Origin of the sequence: Streptomyces sp. NPDC008079 (assembly GCF_042957385.1) — a bacterium.
Taxonomy (GTDB): Bacteria; Actinomycetota; Actinomycetes; order Streptomycetales; family Streptomycetaceae; genus Actinacidiphila.
The window spans coordinates 494,496-511,937 of the sequence record NZ_JBIBIC010000002.1; the positions used below are offsets into that span (position 1 = coordinate 494,496).

Here is a 17,442-nt window from a genome sequence, read left to right on the forward strand (position 1 = left end):
GAAAGGCCGCGCCCGGCGCGACACCGTCGGACTCCACCCTCGTGCGTTCCGCCGCCGCGGCGGACGTACCCCTACGCCGACGGCACGTCCCCCGAAGGGCCGTTCCCCCGGTCGGCCGTGGCCCGGCGCCGAGCCGTCCCGTATCGCCGCCGTCAGGACGCAGAGCGCCGCCGCGGCGGCCGAGACCCGCCGCGACAGCCGGACGGCCCGCGCGATGTCGGCCGGGGCAGGGGCCGGGTGTTCGGCGCCCAGGACGGCGCGGTGTTCGGTGCGGCCCGCGTAGGAGAGGGTGCCGCCGAGACGCAGGCGCAGGGCGCCGGCGAAGGCGGCTTCCACGGGTCCCGCGTTGGGGCTGGGGTGCGCGGCGGCGTCCCGGCGCCAGACGCGCAGGGCGGTACGCGGCGAGGGCCCGGCGAGGACGGCGAGCGCGGCGGTGAGGCGGGCGCCGGGGTAGCCGACGACGTCGTCCAGCCGCGCGGCGGCCCAGCCGAATCTCAGGTGGCGCGGCGACCGGTGACCGACCATCGCGTCGAGCGTGTTGACGGCGCGGAAGCCGACCAGCCCCGGCACCCCGCCCCACGCGCCCCACACCAGGGCCCCGACGACCGCGTCCGAGGTGTTCTCCGCGACCGACTCGACCACGGCGCGCGCGATGCCCGCCGCGTCCAGAGCCTGCGGGTCGCGTCCGCACAGGTGCGGCAGCCGGGCGCGCGCCGCCTCGATGTCCCCGGCGTCGAGCGCGGCGGCGACGGCCCGCGCCTCACGGGCCAGTGACGTCCCGCCCAGCACCGACCAGGTGGCGGCGGCGGTCAGCGCGACGCGAAGCGCGACGGAGGACCGTACGGCCCGGTCGGCCAGCGCGGCGGCACCCACCGCACCCCCGGCGCACAGCACGGCGTACGCCGCCCCACTGCCCCGGTCGTCACGCCACATCCGGCGCTCCAACGCGCCCGCCGCGCGCCCGAACACCGCGACCGGATGGCCGCGACGCGGGTCGCCCGCGACGAGATCGCCGAGAAAGCCGAGTGCGGCGCCGTACGCGAACACGCGATCGGCACGCACCGGTTCAGCCCGCGTCCACGCCGTCCAGGTGAAGTGCCGGACAGGGTGGCGTACTTGTGCGCACCTGCGTGCGGTGGTCCGTGACGAGTCGAGCGCAGCCGGGCATGGCAGAGGTCCTCACTCAGGGTCCGCGCCCTGGTTCGACGTGACCGGCGGTGAGAGTCTCCTGGCTCCCGGATCTACGCACTCCCGGCCTTCCAACCGGATTTCCGGCCGTGACGTACGGGTTGGGAGTGCACTCCCCGGTGACAGTGGCGGGACCGCGCCGGATTCGCACCGGACTTCCTCTCCTGCCGCCGCATGGCCTCCGCAGTCCACCACGTGCGCGCAGGCAGGTCAACTCACCGTTGACCTGGGAAGACGGAGTGTGGCGAGGTCCACATCCGCCGCCGAAACCCGTGAGTTCAGGCCACGATCAGATAGATGCCGTACGAGACCGCCGCGGCGCATACGGCGAAGCAGGCGTAGCCGCCGGTCCGGGCGAGCAGGGCGCCCCCGTGCGAAACGGAGCCGGACCCGGATGCGGCGGGGGAGCCGGAGCCGGAGTCGGACGCCGGAGCGGAGCCGTGCTTGGTGAGGCCGACGATGCCGAGGGTGAACAGGCCGACCAGGCCCACGGTCGCCACGAGGGTGACGCCGAAGACCGTGCCGAGCGCGTGCCAGTCGATGCTCATGAGGGGGTCCCTGGGTCCTTGAGGTAGAGCGGGGAGGCGCGGGGGAGGGGCAGGTCAGGCCGTGGCGGGTGCGCCGGGAACGGTGTCGGAGGGGGCGCCGGGCGCGACGGGCCCGGCGGGCGGCGGGATGACGGCCGCGATGGCCGCGGTGACCGCGCCCTGCGGCTCGGCCGCCGCGTCCGGACCTGCGGCCGGGTCGCCGTCCAGGTCGTTGACGTTGGCGTGCGTGACCGGCTTGCGGCGCGACGCCGTACGGATGACCGCGCACACGGCCAGGCCGAGGACCGCCACGGCGGTGACGCCCCAGGTGCCCTCGTCGGCCAGCAGCGCGGCGCCGGCCGCGACCAGTCCGGCGGCGGGCAGCGTGAGCCCCCACGCGGCGACCATGCGGCCCGCGGTGCTCCAGCGGACCACCGCGCCCTTGCGGCCGAGGCCCGCGCCCATCACGGAGCCGGAGCAGACCTGCGTGGTGGACAGCGCGAAGCCGAGGTGCGAGGAGGCGAGGATGGTGGCCGCGGCGCCGGTCTGGGCGGCGAAGCCCTGCTGCGGCTGGATGTCGGTGATGCCCTTGCCCATCGTGCGGATGATCCGCCAGCCGCCGATGTACGTACCGAGCGCGATGGCGCTGCCCGCCGAGACGATGACCCACAGCGGCGGGTCGGCGTGCGGGGCGACGACGCCGCCGGTGATCAGCGCCAGCGTGATGACGCCCATCGTCTTCTGCGCGTCGTTCGTGCCGTGCGCGAGCGAGACCAGGCCCGCGGAGGCGATCTGGCCCGCCCGGTAGCCCTTGGAGGTGGCCTCGGGGTCGGCGTGGCGGCCGATCCGGTAGGTGAGCCGGGTGGCGAGCGTGGCGGCGAGACCGGCCACGATCGGCGCGGCGACGGCCGGGATGAGCACCTTCATGACGACCGCCTCGCCGTGCACACCGTGGGTGCCGACCGAGACGAGGGTGGCGCCGACGAGGCCGCCGAACAGGGCGTGCGAGGAACTGGACGGGAGCCCGGCCAGCCAGGTGAGCAGATTCCAGACGATCGCGCCGACGAGCCCGGCGAAGATCACTTCCGGTCTGATGCCGGAGGACTCGTCGATGATGCCGCCGGAGATGGTCTTGGCGACCTCCACCGAGAGGAAGGCGCCGACGAGGTTGAGCACGGCGGACATGGCCACCGCCGTCTTTGGCTTGAGTGCGCCGGTCGAGATGGTGGTGGCCATCGCGTTGGCGGTGTCGTGGAAACCGTTCGTGAAGTCGAACACGAGTGCGGTGACGATCACGATTCCGATCAGGAGCGTGATGTGTTCCATGTACCCAGGCATTCGTTTGATCGGACAGTGGCGAGGCGACCGTACGGAGAGCGGATGAACGGAAGATGAACTGACGGCGGCTTTGTGGTGCCGGAGCGGTCGGGCGGCCTCAGTCAGTATCAAGCCGATCCGGCCGATCGGACCCCTCGGGGAGGCGATCCGCGCCCGTCGGGGGCCGGGCGGTGATAATGCCCGTGTGCAGGACTCCTTGGAGAAGGCTTGGTCGGACGTGGTGGACACCGCCCGGCGCACGGTCGCCGACGGGCTGGTGGTCGGCACCTCGGGCAATGTCTCGGCCCGCGTCGGCGATCTCGTGCTGGTCACCCCGACCGGCGTCCCCTACGACCGGCTCGGCCCGGCGGACGCCGTAGTGGTGGATCTCACGGACCGCCGCCTCATGGGGGAGCTGCGGCCGACCAGCGAACTGCCCATGCACCTGGCCGTCTACCGCGCCACCGACGCCCGCGCGATCGTGCACACCCACGCCGCGCACGCCACCGCCGTCTCCACCCTCGTCGACAAGCTGCCCGTCATCCACTACATGGCGGCGGCCCTCGGCGGCCAGGTCAGGGTCGCGGACTACGCCACCTACGGCAGTGAGAGGCTGGCCGCCGCAGTCCTCAAGGCGCTCCGCGACCGCACCGGCTGCCTGATGCGCAACCACGGCACCCTCGTGTACGCCGACACCCTCGACAAGGCGTACGACAACACCGCCCAGCTGGAGTGGATGTGCCGCGTCTGGCTGCTGGCCGGATCGGCCAACGGCCACGAGCCCCGTACGCTCCCCGGCCGCGAGCTGGCCAAAGTCGCGGAAAAGCTGCGCGGCTACGGGCAGGGCGCGCCGGAGCCCGCCGACTAGACGACTCGGGCCGCCGCTTCTCCACCGTCTCCACACACGCTTCTCCACACACGCTTCTCCCCGCGCCCACCGCGCCCGGCCGCCCCGCACCCGCCGTCCGCCCCCGTACGCCACTCGCCCGTACGTCACCCGGCCCCCGCACGTCACCCGGCCGCCGTCCCTCGCCCGTACGTCACCCGGCCGCCGCCGTCGCCTGGCCGCTTTCGGCCGACGCGCTCACACTGGAAGAGATGCGTACCCGAACCGCGGTGGCCATGGCAGCCACCACCGTGCTGGGTGCCGGAACGGCCGCGCTGGCGGTCGGCCGGTACGGATCCCGCTTCGCCCTGAGGCCGTCGCTCAGAGGCCCGGTGCCCGAGGGCGACGTGACGCTGCACAGCGTGACCGCGGACCAGGTGGTGCTCACCCGCACCCTGTCCTCGGCCCGCCCCGGCGTCTGGGGCCTGACCGGCGACGATCTGCACGCCGCCGTCGGCGACGTGCTCGACCTGACCCCGTACTCGGTGACCCGGCGGCTGCTGAGCGTCCAGCGCGGCGCCCTCACCCCCGGCGCCCGGGTCCGGCTGACCCCGCAGGCGTGCGCGGGCGACCCCGGCAGCGCCCTCGGCCTGGACCACACCGAGGTCCTGCTGCGCGGCGAACTCGGCCCGCTGCCCGCCTGGTTCGTGCCCGGCGCCCGCGACACCTGGGTGATCGCGGTGCACGGCCTCGGCGCCACCCGCGAGCACCCGCTGAACGTGGCGACCGCCCTGCACGCCCACGGCCTCCCGCAGCTCCTGCTCGCCTACCGCAACGACCCCGGCGCCCCCGCGTCCCCCGACGGCATCGGCCACCTCGGCGCCACCGAATGGCGCGACCTCGACGCGGCGATGCGGTACGCGGTCGAGTACGGCGCCCAGCGGCTGGTGCTCTTCGGCTGGTCCACCGGCGCCACGATGGCCCTGCACGCGCTGGCCGGGTCCCCGGTACGCGACCGGGTCAGCGGCCTGGTGCTGGACTCGCCGGTGCTCGACTGGGAGGCCACCGTCCGCGCCGCCGCCGAGTCCAACGGCGTCCCCGACGCGCTGATGCCGCTCGCCGTCCGCGCCGCCGAGGGCCGTACCGGCCTGCTCCCCGAGCCGGTCGCCGCCGCGGCGGACCCGGCGCGGCTGACCGTCCCCACCCTGCTCGTGCACGGACCGGGCGACACCCTCGCCCCGTGGGCCGCCTCCCGCGAACTCGCGGCCCTCCGAGCCGACTTGGTGACCCTCCACACCGTGCCCGACGCGCCGCACGCGGCGATGTGGAACGTCAACCCGGCGGACTACGAGGAGACGTTGCGGCGATTCCTCACACCACTGATGTGACCGGTGTCAAGACCGCCCCATCAGGGTGAGAGCCGCCCCGGAAACCCCCGCTGAGCTGCGATAACGCGCGCCCGAAGGGGCCCGGAAGAGCGCCCCCGGGGCACCCTTGTAGATCATCGGGCCGGGTTCCGTTTGGGATTATGGGCGCTCACCGGAGAGACTTCTCCAGTGACGTCCCGTAGCCCGCGAGACACTCCGCTCCGCCTTGTCCCCCGACGGCCGCTCACCGCCGCCCGCCGGACCGCAACGACGCGCCGGTCCAGACCCCCGCGGCCGCCCGAGGGCACGCCGCCGCTGCCGCAGCTCGCCCGGCTGGCCCGCGCCGAACTGGCCGACGCCGCACGGCTCGCGCGCTGGGCCGGCACCGGCCCCGGCACCGCGGGACCGACCGGCATACTGCCCGACGACGCCGCCGCGCAGGCCGCAGCGGCGCTCGACCTGACCCGGCCCCAGATCCGTACCGCATGGGACCGGGCGCGGCTGTCGGGGCTGATCGAACTGCACGGCGGCACCGCACGGCCCGGCTGGCGGCTGCGGGCCTGGGACACCGACGACACCGCCGTGCTGCGCGGCTGGGTCGCGCTCTTCGACGCCTGGTCGCTGGCCCACCCCTTCCTGCCGGGCCCGCAGGCCGGTCCCGATCCGGCGCTGGTCGCCGAAGTCATCGAGGCCGCACCGCAGTTGCTGTCCTTCCTGCACCTGTCCAACGAGCCGGTGCCGATCGACACCCTGCTCGACCTGCTGCGGCAGCGCGTCGCGGAGCTGCGCGCCGAGCGGCACGAACCGCCCGCCGACGGCGCGGGCGACGCCCCCGACCCGCTGCCCGCGCTGCTCGACTGGACGCTGGACGCCGTCGCCCGGGTCGGCGCGCTGCGCCCCCGCGACCCCAAGCGCCCCGACGAGGTCACGCTCACCGCGATCGGTTCCTGGGCGGTGTGGGTCAAGCTGGAGCAGATCTGCGTGGCCGCGCAGGGCCCCGCGGGACACATGGAGCAGTCCGCCGAGACCATGCTGCGGGCCAGCGCCCGCCTCTCGCCGGGTCCGGCCCGCGCCGAGTACCGCGCCTGGCTGGCCGCCCGCCCGGTCGCGCTGGCCGTCGGCGAGTTGCTGGACACCGCGCGCGGCGACGACGCCCTGCTGCGCGGCCTCGCCTTCGAGGCGCTGCGCGTGGTCGGCGACCCCGCGGAGCCGGCCGTCCGCGGCGTGGTCGAGGAGCCGACGCTGCGCCCCTACGCGGTGCTGTGGCTGGCGGAGTTGGACGGCGGCGACCCGGACACCGCGACCGGCCTGCTGACCCGCGAGGAGGCCACCTGGCTGTGGATCGACACGGCCGCGGCCGTCGCCGACCACGGCGAGGACCACCTGCTCGTCAGCCACCTGGAGACCGCCGTCCAGGGCTCGGTGCCCGGGCTGCTCGAAGAGGTCCGCAATGTCGGCCACCCCAGGACCGTCCAGGTGCTCGTGGCGCTCGCCGCCGCGCACCCGGACCCCGCCCTGGCCAAGGCGATGCGCAGGGCCGCCTTCCAGGTCCACACCGGCGAGACCTGAGCCGCCGCGAGCGGTACGCGACCCCCGCGCCGTACAGCGCGCGGGGACCCGTACCGCCCGCCGGTCCTCAGCCGAAGGTGTCGCAGGCCGCCAGGTCCCCGGTCCTCAGCCCGGTGGTGAACCACTGCTGACGCTGCGCCGCGGACCCGTGCGTCCAGGCGTCCGGCGTCACCCGCCCCTGCGCCCGCGACTGGATCGTGTCGTCGCCGACGGCCGCCGCCGCGTCGAGACCGCGCGCGATGTCGTCGGGCGTCACCGCCGTGATCAACGAGGTGCCGGTGGCCGGATTGAGGGTCCTGGTGGCGTTCTTCGCCCACAGCCCGGCATAGCAGTCGGCCTGCAACTCCACGCGTACGGACGCGCTGTCGGCCCCGCTGCGGCCGTCCTGGGCCGCGCTCAGAACACCCGTCAGATTCTGCACATGGTGGCCGTATTCGTGCGCGACGACATAGCTTTCTGCGAACGGCCCGCCTTTGGCGCCGAATTGGGTCTGCAACGTCTGGAAGAAATTCAAGTCGATATAGACCTTGCGGTCCGCGGGGCAGTAGAACGGCCCGGTCCGCGGGTCGGCCGGACCGCAGCCGGTGCTCACCGGAGCGTCGAAGAACACCGTCGGCGCGGTCCGGTACGCGGCGCCGCGGCGGCTGAACTCGGCGGTCCAGTACGCCTGCACGCTGTTGACCACGGCCACGATCCGGCACTGCTCCTGCGCGTTGGCGTCCCGCCCGGTCGAACAGCTCCGCGCCAGACCGGCGCCGGCCGCGCGCGTGTCCGAGACGGTGTCGGAGCCGCCGCTGAGGCCGAGTTGGTCGGGGCTGATGCCCAGCACCAGGCCGATCACGACCGCGAGCAGCCCGGCGATTCCGCCGCCCACCAGCTTCCCGCCGGGGCCGCCGCCCGAACCGCCCCGCCGGTCCTGGACCTGCGAGGTGTCGAGCGGAGTGTCGTCGTCGAACCGCATGTGCCGATTATGTGTGATGTGCCCCACTTCGGCGCACCGGTGGCCGGGTACCGGCGCGCCCCTGACCGGGGGCGGGGGCACTCGGCCCCGCGACGCCCGCGCCCCCCGGCGCGGTAAACCGTTTGCCGGCCGCCGGTAGACTGAGCCCCATGGCAGTTCTATTCCTCGATTAGCCACGGCGTACGACCTCGCGCCCGTTTCCGTCGTCCGTCCTGTCCTGGAGCTTTTCCCGTGATCACTGCCACCGGCCTTGAGCTGCGCGCCGGCGCCCGCATCCTCATCGAGTCCGCCTCCTTCCGCGTCGCCAAGGGCGACCGCATCGGCCTGGTCGGCCGCAACGGAGCGGGCAAGACCACCCTGACCAAGGTGCTCGCGGGGGAGGGCCAGCCCGCCGCAGGCACCGTCACCCGCAGCGGCGAGGTCGGCTATCTCCCGCAGGACCCGCGCACCGGGGACCTCGACACCCTCGCCAGCGACCGCATCCTGTCCGCCCGCGACCTCGACACCGTCCTGCGCAAGATGCGGGAGAACGAGGAGCGGATGGCCACCGGAAAGGGCGCCACCCGCGAGAACGCGATGAAGAAGTACTCGCGTCTGGAGACGGAATTCCTCACCAAGGGCGGATACGCCGCCGAGGCCGAGGCCGCCACCATCGCCGCCGCGCTCGGACTGCCCGACCGCATCCTCGGGCAGCAGCTCCACACCCTCTCCGGCGGCCAGCGCCGCCGCGTCGAACTGGCCAGGATCCTCTTCTCGGACGCCGACACCCTGCTCCTGGACGAGCCCACCAACCACCTCGACGCCGACTCCATCGCCTGGCTGCGCGACTACCTGAAGACGTACCGCGGTGGATTCATCGTGATCTCGCACGATGCCACCCTCATCGAGACCGTGGTGAACAAGGTCTTCTACCTGGACGCCAACCGGTCGCAAATCGATGTGTACAACATGGGCTGGAAGCTCTACCAGCAACAGCGCGAGGCCGACGAGAAGCGCCGTAAGCGCGAGCGGGCCAACGCGGAGAAGAAAGCCGCCGCCCTGAATTCACAGGCCGACAAGATGCGTGCCAAGGCCACCAAGACGGTCGCCGCGCAGAACATGGCGCGCCGCGCGGAGAAGCTGCTGTCCGGCCTGGAGGCGGTACGCGCCTCCGACAAGGTCGCCAAGCTGCGCTTCCCCGACCCCGCCCCGTGCGGCAAGACCCCGCTGATGGCCGAGGGCCTGTCCAAGTCGTACGGGTCGCTGGAGATCTTCACCGACGTCGACCTCGCGATCGACCGCGGCTCGCGGGTCGTCATCCTCGGTCTGAACGGCGCGGGCAAGACCACGCTGCTGCGCCTGCTCGCCGGTGTCGAGCAGGCCGACACCGGCCAGGTGACGCCCGGACACGGCCTCAAGCTCGGCTACTACGCGCAGGAGCACGAGACGCTCGACCCGGACCGCACCGTGCTGGAGAACATGCGGTCGGCCGCGCCCGACACCGATCTGGTGGAGATCCGCAAGATCCTCGGCTCGTTCCTCTTCTCCGGCGACGACGTCGACAAGCCCGCCGGGGTGCTCTCCGGCGGCGAGAAGACCCGGCTCGCGCTCGCCTCGCTCGTCGTCTCCAGCGCCAATGTGCTGCTGCTCGACGAGCCCACCAACAACCTCGACCCCGCCAGCCGCGAGGAGATCCTGGGCGCGCTGCACACCTTCACCGGCGCGGTCGTCCTGGTCACCCACGACGAGGGCGCCGTGGACGCGCTCCAGCCGGAGCGGATCATCCTGCTGCCGGACGGCGTGGAGGACCTGTGGGGCCAGGACTACAAGGACCTGGTCTCGCTGGCCTGAGCCCCGGCGGCGCCCGGCCGGGCGCCGCCCCGCGCGGGGCGCGGGGCGGCTCAGAGGCCCGCACCCGCACGAAGTGATCATGTCGATTCGATCATTCGGCCCACTGATCATCCTTCATCTGCGTGAGTCCGGCTCGTACCGCGCGCCCACGGGGCGCGGTACGGGCGACCGCCGCCGTGATCAGTGGTGTGACGTCGGAGAACTCCTTACCGACCACGGCTGACCTGCCGCTATTGCCCGCACACCCTTCTCCGTACGGAATTGCCGCCCCGGAAAAGCCGCTCCCGGCCCCTTCGCACCGGCGTATCCAGGCATTCCTCCGGTGAATGTCCCGTGATGGACCTTGTCGAATGGGTGGCCAGGAACGCCCTTAGGGGTGATCATGAGAGTCCATAGCGCACTTCCCTGGAGGAGGCACGGGTGGCCGAGACTCTGAAGAAGGGCAGCCGGGTGACCGGCGCCGCGCGCGAGAAGCTCGCGGCAGACCTGAAGAAGAAGTACGACTCCGGTGCGAGCATCCGGGCGCTGGCCGAAGAGACCGGCCGCTCCTATGGATTCGTGCACCGGATGCTCAGCGAGTCCGGCGTGACCCTGCGCGGTCGCGGCGGTGCCACACGGGGCAAGAAGGCCGCCACGGCCTGAGGGCTCCGCGAGTATCAAGGGCCGGGGGCGGTCCGGCGGGTCCGGTTGGTTACTCTTCGGTAATCCAGTCCGGTCCGCTCGGAGGTGCCCAGTGCCCGACGCCAAGATCCTGCTCGAACGTGACGGAGTCCGGCTAGCCGTCGACGACTCCGTCGCGCACATCACCCTGTGCAATCCGGCCAAGCGCAACGCTCAGTCGCCCGCCCTGTGGCGTGCCCTGACCGAGGCGGGCCAGTTGCTGCCGGGACAGGTACGCGTCGTCGTGCTGCGCGGTGAGGGCGTGTCCTTCTCCGCGGGCCTCGACCGCCAGGCGTTCACGCCCGAGGGCTTCGACGGTGAGCCGTCGTTCCTCGACCTCGCGCGTGGCTCGGAGGCCGGACTCGACGCTGCCATCGCCACGTACCAGGACGCCTTCACCTGGTGGCGGCGGACCGATGTGATCACGGTCGCCGCGGTCCAGGGCCACGCCATCGGCGCGGGCTTCCAGCTCGCCCTCGCCTGCGATCTGCGCGTCTGCGCGGACGACGTGCAGTTCGCCATGCGCGAGACCGGTCTCGGCCTGGTCCCCGACCTCACCGGCACCAAGCCGCTGGTCGAACTGGTCGGATACGGCCGCGCCCTGGAGATCTGCGCCACCGGCCGCTTCGTGCACGCCGACGAGGCCGAGCGCACCGGCCTGGCCAACCTCGTCGTGCCCGCCGCCGAACTCGACGCCGCCGTCACCGACCTGGTCGGCGCCCTGCTCGCGCCGCCGCGCGACGCGGTCGTCGAGACCAAGGGCCTGCTGCGCGGCGCCGCCTCCCATACCGAGAAGGAGCAGTACGCGGCCGAACGCGCCGCCCAGGGCCGCCGCCTGCGCGATCTGGCGGGCGTGGGCGAGTAGCCGCCCGTCCGCGCCGGACGTCTCACGGGGCGCGGGAGGGATCAGCCCGCGTCCGTCACCACGATGGCGGTACGCACCGGACCGGGCGCGCCCTCGGCCGCCGCGACCGCGACGGCGGCGGCCACCGACCGGGCCACCTCCAGCGGCCGGTGGCCCGGCGACACCGCGATCTGCACCTGGACGCGGCGGCCCGGCGCCTCGTCGGAGCCCGCCGAATCCCCGGCCGAATCCGCCGCCGTGTCCTGGATCCGCACACCGGAGCCGAGGCCGACCGGCCGCCTGCTCAGCCGTACGACACCGGGCACGGTCAGCGCCGCGGTTGCCACGGCTTCCGCGAGGCCACTGGGGTCGAGCGGTACGGGAGCCTCGTCGCCGTCCGGCTCCGCGTCCTCGGCGCCCGCCAGCTCGCTCACGGGCGCGTCGTCACCGTCCAGCAACCCCGTGACCTGGAGGTCAACCTCCGTCACGGCGATGCCGAGCCCGTCGCGCGCGGTCGTCCACAGCACGTCGCGCAGCCGGTCGGCGGCCTGCGGCAGCGGCTCGTCGGCGGTCGCCTCGAACGACGCCTCGATCCGTACCGGCAGGTGCGGCAGCGCGCCCACCGGACCGGACTCCGGCGCCTCGCCCCCGCTTTCCGCCAGCGCCAGGGACACCCCGCCCAGCCGTACCCCGGACAGCCCCGCGGTCGTCCACCGCAGCGCGCGTACGGCCGCGCGCTCGGTCATCCAGGCGTTGTCGTCGGGGGTGCCGAGCGGGAGCAGGCGGCCCAGCGCGACCTGCTCCCGTACGGTCCGGGCCAGTCGGTCCATGGTCACCAGATATCGCCTTCCGCAGGCCGACCACTCTCTTGGGGGGTCGGAACAGCCCTCTCGCCGGTTCCCCGCAGCGCGCGGGGGCATGCGCACATAGTGTGGGGCACGGAGCAGCCCATACGAAGGGACGACTCGCGATGACGGACACCGCACAGTACGACCGGCCGGAGCCCGAGGGCTCGTCAGCGGCCGAGGGCAGGACCCTGGACAAGGGCAGCGCGGGCGGGCGCAAAGCGCTCGGCGACCCGGCCACGCGCGGACGCACGACGATCGCCGACGGCGTGGTGGAGAAGATCGCCGGACTCGCCGCCCGTGACGTGGTCGGCGTGCACGCGATGGGCACCGGCCTGTCGCGCACCTTCGGCGCGGTCCGCGACCGCGTGCCCGGCGGCACCAAGTCGGTGTCGCGCGGCGTGAAGGCCGAGGTCGGCGAGGTGCAGACCGCGCTCGACCTGGACATCGTCGTCGAATACGGCGTGTCGATCGTCGAAGTGGCCCGCGCCGTACGGGAGAACGTGGTCAACGCCGTGGAGCGGATGACCGGTCTCGAGGTCGTCGAGGTCAACGTCGCCGTGGGCGACGTGAAACTTCCCGACGAAGATGACGACGACGAGCGTGAGCAACGGGTCCAGTAAGGGTCCAAGCCAGTGCAGACGGAGATGGTCAACACGACCAATGGGACGGAGTGCGGACGATGAGCATGGCGGTGATCGGCCTGGCCGTCGGAATGGCGCTCGGATTCGCCGGGTATTTCGGCGGGTTCGGTGCTTTTCTGCTGGTGGCGGCGCTCGGCGCGGTCGGTTTCGTGGCGGGCAAATTCCTCGACGGCGATCTGGAACCTGGGGAGTTCTTCCGCTCGCGTGACCGTGGCCGCGACCGCGACCGGCGGCGCTGATGGGGACAGCCGTCCCCGCACCGCTGCCCGCGGCCGACCGCGGGGCACTGCGGATCGCGGACCGGGTGGTCGCGAAGATCGCCGCCCAGGCGGCCGGCGAGGTCCTGACGGACGCGCCGGGCGCCGCACTGGTGCCGAAGGACCACTCCCCGCACGCCTCGGTCTCGGTCCGCAAGGACAGCGCGCGGCTGCGGCTCACCCTTGAACTGGGCTACCCCACCGACATCGGCTCGGTGTGCGGCTCGGTGCGCAGCCATGTCACGTCCCGCGTCGAGGCGTTGACCGGCATGTCGGTTCCCGAGGTCGCGGTCGAGGTGGAGCGGTTGCACTCGGCCGCCGACCGCCGCAAGGACGAGGGAAGGGTCCAGTGAGCGACAGCGAGAGTCCCTGGAAGAAGCCGAACGCCGGCGCTGAGCCGGGGCAGGGGGAGCGGCGGGGCCCCGAGCAGGGTCCCGACGACGACCGCTCCCGGCGGACTCCCGAGCACGGCTCGGAACACGCTCAGGACCAGGAATACGGGGCCTCCGAGTACGGCTCCGAGCAGGCTTACGGGCAGGCTTACGGGCAGGCTTCCGAAGGGGACGACGGCGGCGCCGAACACGGCTCGGAGTCCGGATACGCGGTGGGCGCGGCGGCCGAGCAGGGGCCGGGCGCGGGGTACGGTCCGGCGTCCGGTCCGGGATCGTCCCCCGCGGGCGGTACCCCCGGCGTCCTCGCCGGAGGCGACACGCTCACGGACCCCGCCACCCGCACCCTTGAGCCGTACGCCCTGACCGCGGATCAGACCCCGGTCAAGGCGCGCCGGTTCTGGGCCGGACGCCGGGTGCCCGCGGCGATCACCGCCGCGGTGCTCCTCGGGATCGCCGGTCTCTTCCTGTACGACATCGCCGCCGTCCGCGCCGACCGGCGCGCGATGGCCTGGCGGACCCGGCTCGCCGACGAGCTGGCCACCCGCCACCTGGACAACGTCTGGGTGATCGTCGGCGCCGCCGTGGCCGCCGTGCTCGGCCTCTGGCTGATCCTGCTCGCCCTCACACCGGGCGAGCGCGGACTGCTGCCGATGACCCGGCGCGGCGAGAACGGCGTCCGCGCCGGACTCGACCGGCACGCGGCCGAACTGGTGCTGCGCGACCGGGCGATGGAGGTACCGGGCATCCGCTGGGTACGGGTCAAGGTCGGCCGCCGCCGGATCACGGCGCACGGCTCCTCGCACTTCCGCGAACTCGACGCGGTGCGCACGGACCTGACGACCGCGCTTGGCAACGCCGTACGCCAGCTCGGCCTCGCCAAACCGCCGCAGCTCCACGTCCATGTCCAGCGCGCAGAGAAGAAGGGGTGACCGGGCGGATGCGTACCGTACTGAACCGGGTCCTGCTCGCGCTGACCGGACTCGTCCTGCTGGTCGTGGGCCTGTCCGTGCTGCTCGGCGGCCTCGACCTGCAACGCCGGTGGAATTTCACGATGCCGCACTGGTGGCCCTTCACCGGCCCCAAGGACGTGCTGCTCACCGCGCACGACAGGACCCGCTACCGCTCCGACGGCTGGTGGTGGCCGGTGGTCATCGCCGTGCTCGGCGTGCTCGTGCTCGCCGCCCTGTGGTGGCTGCTCGCCCAGGCCCACACCCGGCGGCTGCGCCAGCTCCGGGTCGACAGCGGCGACGGACAGGGCGCGCTGCTGCGCGGCCGGGCCGTGGAGAACGTGCTGACCTCGGAGACCGAGGCGTACGACGGCGTGGAGTGGGCCAGAGCGGCGCTGCGCGGCAAGCGCGGCGCACCGGTCGCCCGGATAGTGCTGGGCCTGGCGGCCGACGCCACCCCGGACGAGGTCGTCGCCGGTCTCGACAGCGCGGTGCTCCACCGCGCCCGTACGTCGGCCGGTCTGGACAAGCTGCCCGCCGAGGCGCGGCTGCGCGCGGTCAGGCACCGCGCGGCGCGGGTCAGCTGACCCGGCCGCCCGCCCCGCTCTCGCGGAGCCCCCACCGAGCCGTCGGTGGGGGCTCTTCGCGTCCCGTCACAGGGCGCGCTGGGCGCCGCCGTCCACCGGCAGCAGCACACCGGTCAGATACGACGCGGCGGGCGAGAGCAGGAAGGCCGCGGCCCGGCCGAACTCCTCGGGCGTGCCGTAGCGCCGCAGCGGGATCGTCGCGCTCGCCCTGGCCCTGGCCGCCGCCTCGTCGCCGCCGAGCGCGTCCAGCTCCCGTACCCGGTCGGTGTCGATCCGCGACGGCAGCAGGCCGACCACCCGGATGCCGCGCGGCCCCAGCTCGGCGGCAAGGGTCTTGGCGAAGCCCGCGAGGCCCGGCCGCAGACCGTTCGACATGGCGAGGCCGGGGATCGGCTCGCGGACCGAACCGGAGAGCACGAAGCCGATGACACCGCCGTCCGACAACTCGGCCGCGGCGGCGCGGGCCAGCCGCACCGCGCCCAGGAACACCGTCTCGAAGGACCGCAGCCACTGCTCGTCGGTGCTGTCGGCGGCGGCGCCGGCCGGCGGTCCGCCGACGCTGATCAGCACCCCGTCGACCCGGCCGAAGCGCTCGCGGGCCGCCGTCAGCAGCCGCTGCGCCGTATCCGGGGCGGAGTTGTCGGCGGCGACGCCCAACGCCGTGTCCTGGCCGCCCAGTTGCCCGGCCGCGGCGGCCACCGCCTCCGCCGTGCGCCCGGAGACCACCACCTTCGCGCCGTCGGCGACCAGTTCGCGGGCCGTGGCGAAGCCCAGGCCGCGGCTGGCGCCGGTGAGGACGTACACCCGTCCGTCGAGTCCGAGATCCATGGTCAGCAGTCCCTTATGGCAGGCACGCCCGACAGGGCGAGCGCGGTGTTGACGAGTCCGACGTGGCTGAACGCCTGCGGGAAGTTGCCCAGCAGCCGCCCGGCGACCGGGTCCCACTCCTCGGCGAGCAGCCCGACGTCGTTGCGCAACGTCAGCAGCCGCTCGAACAGCTCGGTCGCCTCGTCCTGGCGGCCGATCGCGTACAGCGCGTCCGCGAGCCAGAACGAGCAGGCCAGGAAGGCCCCTTCGGAGCCGGGCAGCCCGTCCACGCCGACCGCGTCCGGGGTGTAGCGGCGGACGAAGCCGCCCAGGTCCAGTTCGCGGCGGACCGCCTCCACCGTGCCGATCACGCGGCGGTCGGTGGGCGGCAGGAATCCCACCTGCGGGATGAGCAGCGTCGCCGCGTCCAGCTCCTCGGAGCCGTAGGACTGCGTGAAGGTGTTGCGCCGCGCGTCGTAGCCCTTCTCGCAGACCTCCGCGTGCACCTGGGCGCGCATCGAACGCCACAGCCCCACATCGCCCTTGAGCCGCGGCAGCGCCTCCACGGTCCGCACCGCGCGGTCGGCGGCGACCCAGGCCATCACCTTGGAGTGCACGAAGTGGCGGCGCGGGCCGCGGACTTCCCAGATGCCCTCGTCCGGCTGGTGCCACGCGGACTCCAGGAAGTCCATCAGGGCGCGTTGCAGATTCCAGGCGTGCGGCTCGTCGCGCATCCCGGCCGCCCGTGCCAGGAACAGCGAGTCCAACACCTCGCCGTACACGTCGAGTTGGAGCTGTCCCGCGGCGGCGTTGCCGATCCGGACCGGCGCCGAGCCCTCGTAGCCGCGCAGCCACGGCACCTCGTACTCCGTCAGCCGCCGCTCGCCGCCGATGCCGTACATGATCTGGAGGTCGGCCGGGTTGCCCGCCACCGCGCGCAGCAGCCAGTCGCGCCAGGCGCCCGCCTCCTGGAGATAGCCGCCCTCCACCAGGGCGTTGAGGGTCAGCGCCGCGTCACGCAGCCAGCAGTAGCGGTAGTCCCAGTTGCGGACCCCGCCGATCTCCTCGGGCAGCGACGTGGTCGCGGCGGCGGCGATGCCACCGGTGGGCGCGTACGTCAGCGCCTTGAGCGTGATCAGCGACCGCACCACGGCCGACCGCCACGGCCCCTCGTAACGGCAGCGGGCCGACCACTCGTCCCAGTCGGCCAGGCTGTGGTCCAGCGCCTCGTACGGGTCGAACCGGCGCGGGCGCTTCTCGTGCGAGGGGTGCCAGGTCAGTATGAACGCGACCCGGTCGCCCTCGGCGACGGTGAAGTCGGAGTACGTGCGCATGTCCCTGCCGTACGCCCGGACCGGCGGGTCGCTGCGCAGCCAGACCGAGTCGGGGCCCGCGACGGCCACCCGGTGCCCGTCGGCGCGCCGCATCCACGGCACGACCGCGCCGTAGTCGAACCGCAGCGTCAGCTCGGCCCGCATGTCGACCTGGCCCGACACGCCCTCGACGATCCTGATCACATCGGGCGCCCGGTCGCGCTGCGGCATGAAGTCGGTGACCTTGACGGTCCCGGTCGGGGTCTCCCAGAAGGTGTCGAGCACCAGCGTGTCGCCCCGGTACGAGCGGTGCGAACACGTCCGCGCGCCCGTCGGCGCCAGCAGCCAGCGGCCGTTGCCCTCGTCGCCGAGCAGCGCGGCGAAGCAGGCGGCCGAGTCGAAGCGGGGCAGGCACAGCCAGTCGATGGAACCGTCCCTGCCCACCAGCGCGGCGGTCTGGAGATCGCCGATGAGCGCGTAATCCTCGATACGTCCTGGCACGGTGCCGCCTCGCCGCCTTCCGGTGGTCCTCGCCTCGCCCGGACACGGTGTGCGCCGGGC

Annotated in this window: 17 protein-coding genes, 1 pseudogene and 1 riboswitch; of the genes and pseudogenes, 11 read left to right on the forward strand and 7 right to left on the reverse strand. The window is 73.5% G+C overall.

Features of this window, described 5'->3' with window-relative positions; translation table 11 throughout:
* Nucleotides 1-141: 141 nt before the first annotated feature.
* The 3 genes and pseudogenes from ACFZAM_RS09160 to ACFZAM_RS09170 form a co-directional block, all read right to left on the reverse strand.
* Nucleotides 142-1,062: pseudogene (locus ACFZAM_RS09160) on the reverse strand (cobalamin biosynthesis protein); the annotation flags it as partial.
* A gap of 159 nt (nt 1,063-1,221) precedes the next feature.
* Nucleotides 1,222-1,351, reverse strand: a riboswitch (cobalamin riboswitch).
* Nucleotides 1,352-1,466: 115 nt separating this feature from the next.
* Nucleotides 1,467-1,736, reverse strand: a complete 270-nt coding sequence (locus tag ACFZAM_RS09165; protein WP_355333741.1) for a hypothetical protein — start codon at nt 1,734-1,736, stop codon at nt 1,467-1,469.
* Nucleotides 1,737-1,790: 54 nt separating this feature from the next.
* Nucleotides 1,791-3,041 (reverse strand): inorganic phosphate transporter, encoded by a 1,251-nt coding sequence (locus ACFZAM_RS09170; RefSeq protein ID WP_391044176.1) that lies wholly within the window; start codon nt 3,039-3,041, stop codon nt 1,791-1,793.
* A gap of 196 nt (nt 3,042-3,237) precedes the next feature.
* On the opposite strand from ACFZAM_RS09170, the gene ACFZAM_RS09175 reads away from it, so the two are divergent.
* The 3 genes from ACFZAM_RS09175 (at nt 3,238) to ACFZAM_RS09185 (ending at nt 6,794) form a co-directional block, all read left to right on the forward strand.
* Entirely contained in the window at nt 3,238-3,900 is a 663-nt protein-coding gene (locus tag ACFZAM_RS09175; protein ID WP_391044179.1) for a class II aldolase/adducin family protein, read from the forward strand.
* Between the two features lie 230 nt (nt 3,901-4,130).
* Nucleotides 4,131-5,246, forward strand: coding sequence for a prolyl oligopeptidase family serine peptidase (locus tag ACFZAM_RS09180; protein ID WP_391044181.1), 1,116 nt, complete (start codon nt 4,131-4,133; stop codon nt 5,244-5,246).
* Nucleotides 5,247-5,414: 168 nt separating this feature from the next.
* Nucleotides 5,415-6,794 carry a hypothetical protein gene (locus ACFZAM_RS09185; RefSeq protein ID WP_391044183.1) on the forward strand — a complete coding sequence of 460 codons (1,380 nt, stop codon included), beginning with the start codon at nt 5,415-5,417 and terminating at the stop codon, nt 6,792-6,794.
* 67 nt (nt 6,795-6,861) lie between these two features.
* Here ACFZAM_RS09185 and ACFZAM_RS09190 read toward each other — a convergent pair whose 3' ends face one another.
* Entirely contained in the window at nt 6,862-7,755 is an 894-nt protein-coding gene (locus ACFZAM_RS09190; RefSeq protein ID WP_391044185.1) for a neutral zinc metallopeptidase, read from the reverse strand.
* A 231-nt stretch (nt 7,756-7,986) separates the two neighbouring features.
* On the opposite strand from ACFZAM_RS09190, the gene ACFZAM_RS09195 reads away from it, so the two are divergent.
* From ACFZAM_RS09195 to ACFZAM_RS09205, 3 genes are all read left to right on the forward strand, one after another.
* On the forward strand, nt 7,987-9,585 hold the full coding sequence (locus tag ACFZAM_RS09195) for an ATP-binding cassette domain-containing protein (RefSeq protein WP_391044187.1): 1,599 nt from the start codon (nt 7,987-7,989) through the stop codon (nt 9,583-9,585).
* Between the two features lie 420 nt (nt 9,586-10,005).
* Nucleotides 10,006-10,227: a helix-turn-helix domain-containing protein gene (locus ACFZAM_RS09200; protein WP_188281871.1), complete on the forward strand. Its 222-nt coding sequence runs from the start codon at nt 10,006-10,008 to the stop codon at nt 10,225-10,227.
* A 91-nt stretch (nt 10,228-10,318) separates the two neighbouring features.
* Entirely contained in the window at nt 10,319-11,110 is a 792-nt protein-coding gene (locus tag ACFZAM_RS09205; RefSeq protein ID WP_391044191.1) for an enoyl-CoA hydratase-related protein, read from the forward strand.
* Between the two features lie 41 nt (nt 11,111-11,151).
* Here the strand turns inward: ACFZAM_RS09205 and ACFZAM_RS09210 are convergent, their stop codons facing one another.
* Nucleotides 11,152-11,919 (reverse strand): nucleopolyhedrovirus P10 family protein, encoded by a 768-nt coding sequence (locus tag ACFZAM_RS09210; protein WP_391044292.1) that lies wholly within the window; start codon nt 11,917-11,919, stop codon nt 11,152-11,154.
* A 140-nt stretch (nt 11,920-12,059) separates the two neighbouring features.
* Here ACFZAM_RS09210 and ACFZAM_RS09215 point away from each other — a divergent pair, with 140 nt between their 5' ends.
* From ACFZAM_RS09215 to amaP, 5 genes are all read left to right on the forward strand, one after another.
* The gene (locus tag ACFZAM_RS09215) at nt 12,060-12,557 is read left to right on the forward strand and encodes an Asp23/Gls24 family envelope stress response protein (RefSeq protein ID WP_355333717.1); all 498 of its coding nucleotides are present in this window, start codon (nt 12,060-12,062) and stop codon (nt 12,555-12,557) included.
* A gap of 59 nt (nt 12,558-12,616) precedes the next feature.
* The gene (locus ACFZAM_RS09220) at nt 12,617-12,817 is read left to right on the forward strand and encodes a hypothetical protein (protein WP_188281874.1); all 201 of its coding nucleotides are present in this window, start codon (nt 12,617-12,619) and stop codon (nt 12,815-12,817) included.
* Entirely contained in the window at nt 12,817-13,188 is a 372-nt protein-coding gene (locus ACFZAM_RS09225; protein WP_355333713.1) for an Asp23/Gls24 family envelope stress response protein, read from the forward strand. Before ACFZAM_RS09220 ends, ACFZAM_RS09225 begins: the two co-directional genes overlap by 1 nt.
* A 251-nt stretch (nt 13,189-13,439) precedes the next feature.
* Nucleotides 13,440-14,156, forward strand: a complete 717-nt coding sequence (locus tag ACFZAM_RS09230; protein ID WP_391044293.1) for a DUF6286 domain-containing protein — start codon at nt 13,440-13,442, stop codon at nt 14,154-14,156.
* Between the two features lie 8 nt (nt 14,157-14,164).
* The gene (amaP, locus tag ACFZAM_RS09235) at nt 14,165-14,761 is read left to right on the forward strand and encodes an alkaline shock response membrane anchor protein AmaP (protein WP_391044195.1); all 597 of its coding nucleotides are present in this window, start codon (nt 14,165-14,167) and stop codon (nt 14,759-14,761) included.
* A gap of 66 nt (nt 14,762-14,827) precedes the next feature.
* Here the strand turns inward: amaP and ACFZAM_RS09240 are convergent, their stop codons facing one another.
* Entirely contained in the window at nt 14,828-15,589 is a 762-nt protein-coding gene (locus tag ACFZAM_RS09240; RefSeq protein ID WP_391044197.1) for an SDR family oxidoreductase, read from the reverse strand.
* A 2-nt stretch (nt 15,590-15,591) separates the two neighbouring features.
* Nucleotides 15,592-17,382, reverse strand: a complete 1,791-nt coding sequence (locus tag ACFZAM_RS09245; RefSeq protein WP_391044200.1) for a glycoside hydrolase family 15 protein — start codon at nt 17,380-17,382, stop codon at nt 15,592-15,594.
* Between the last annotated feature and the right edge of the window lie 60 nt (nt 17,383-17,442).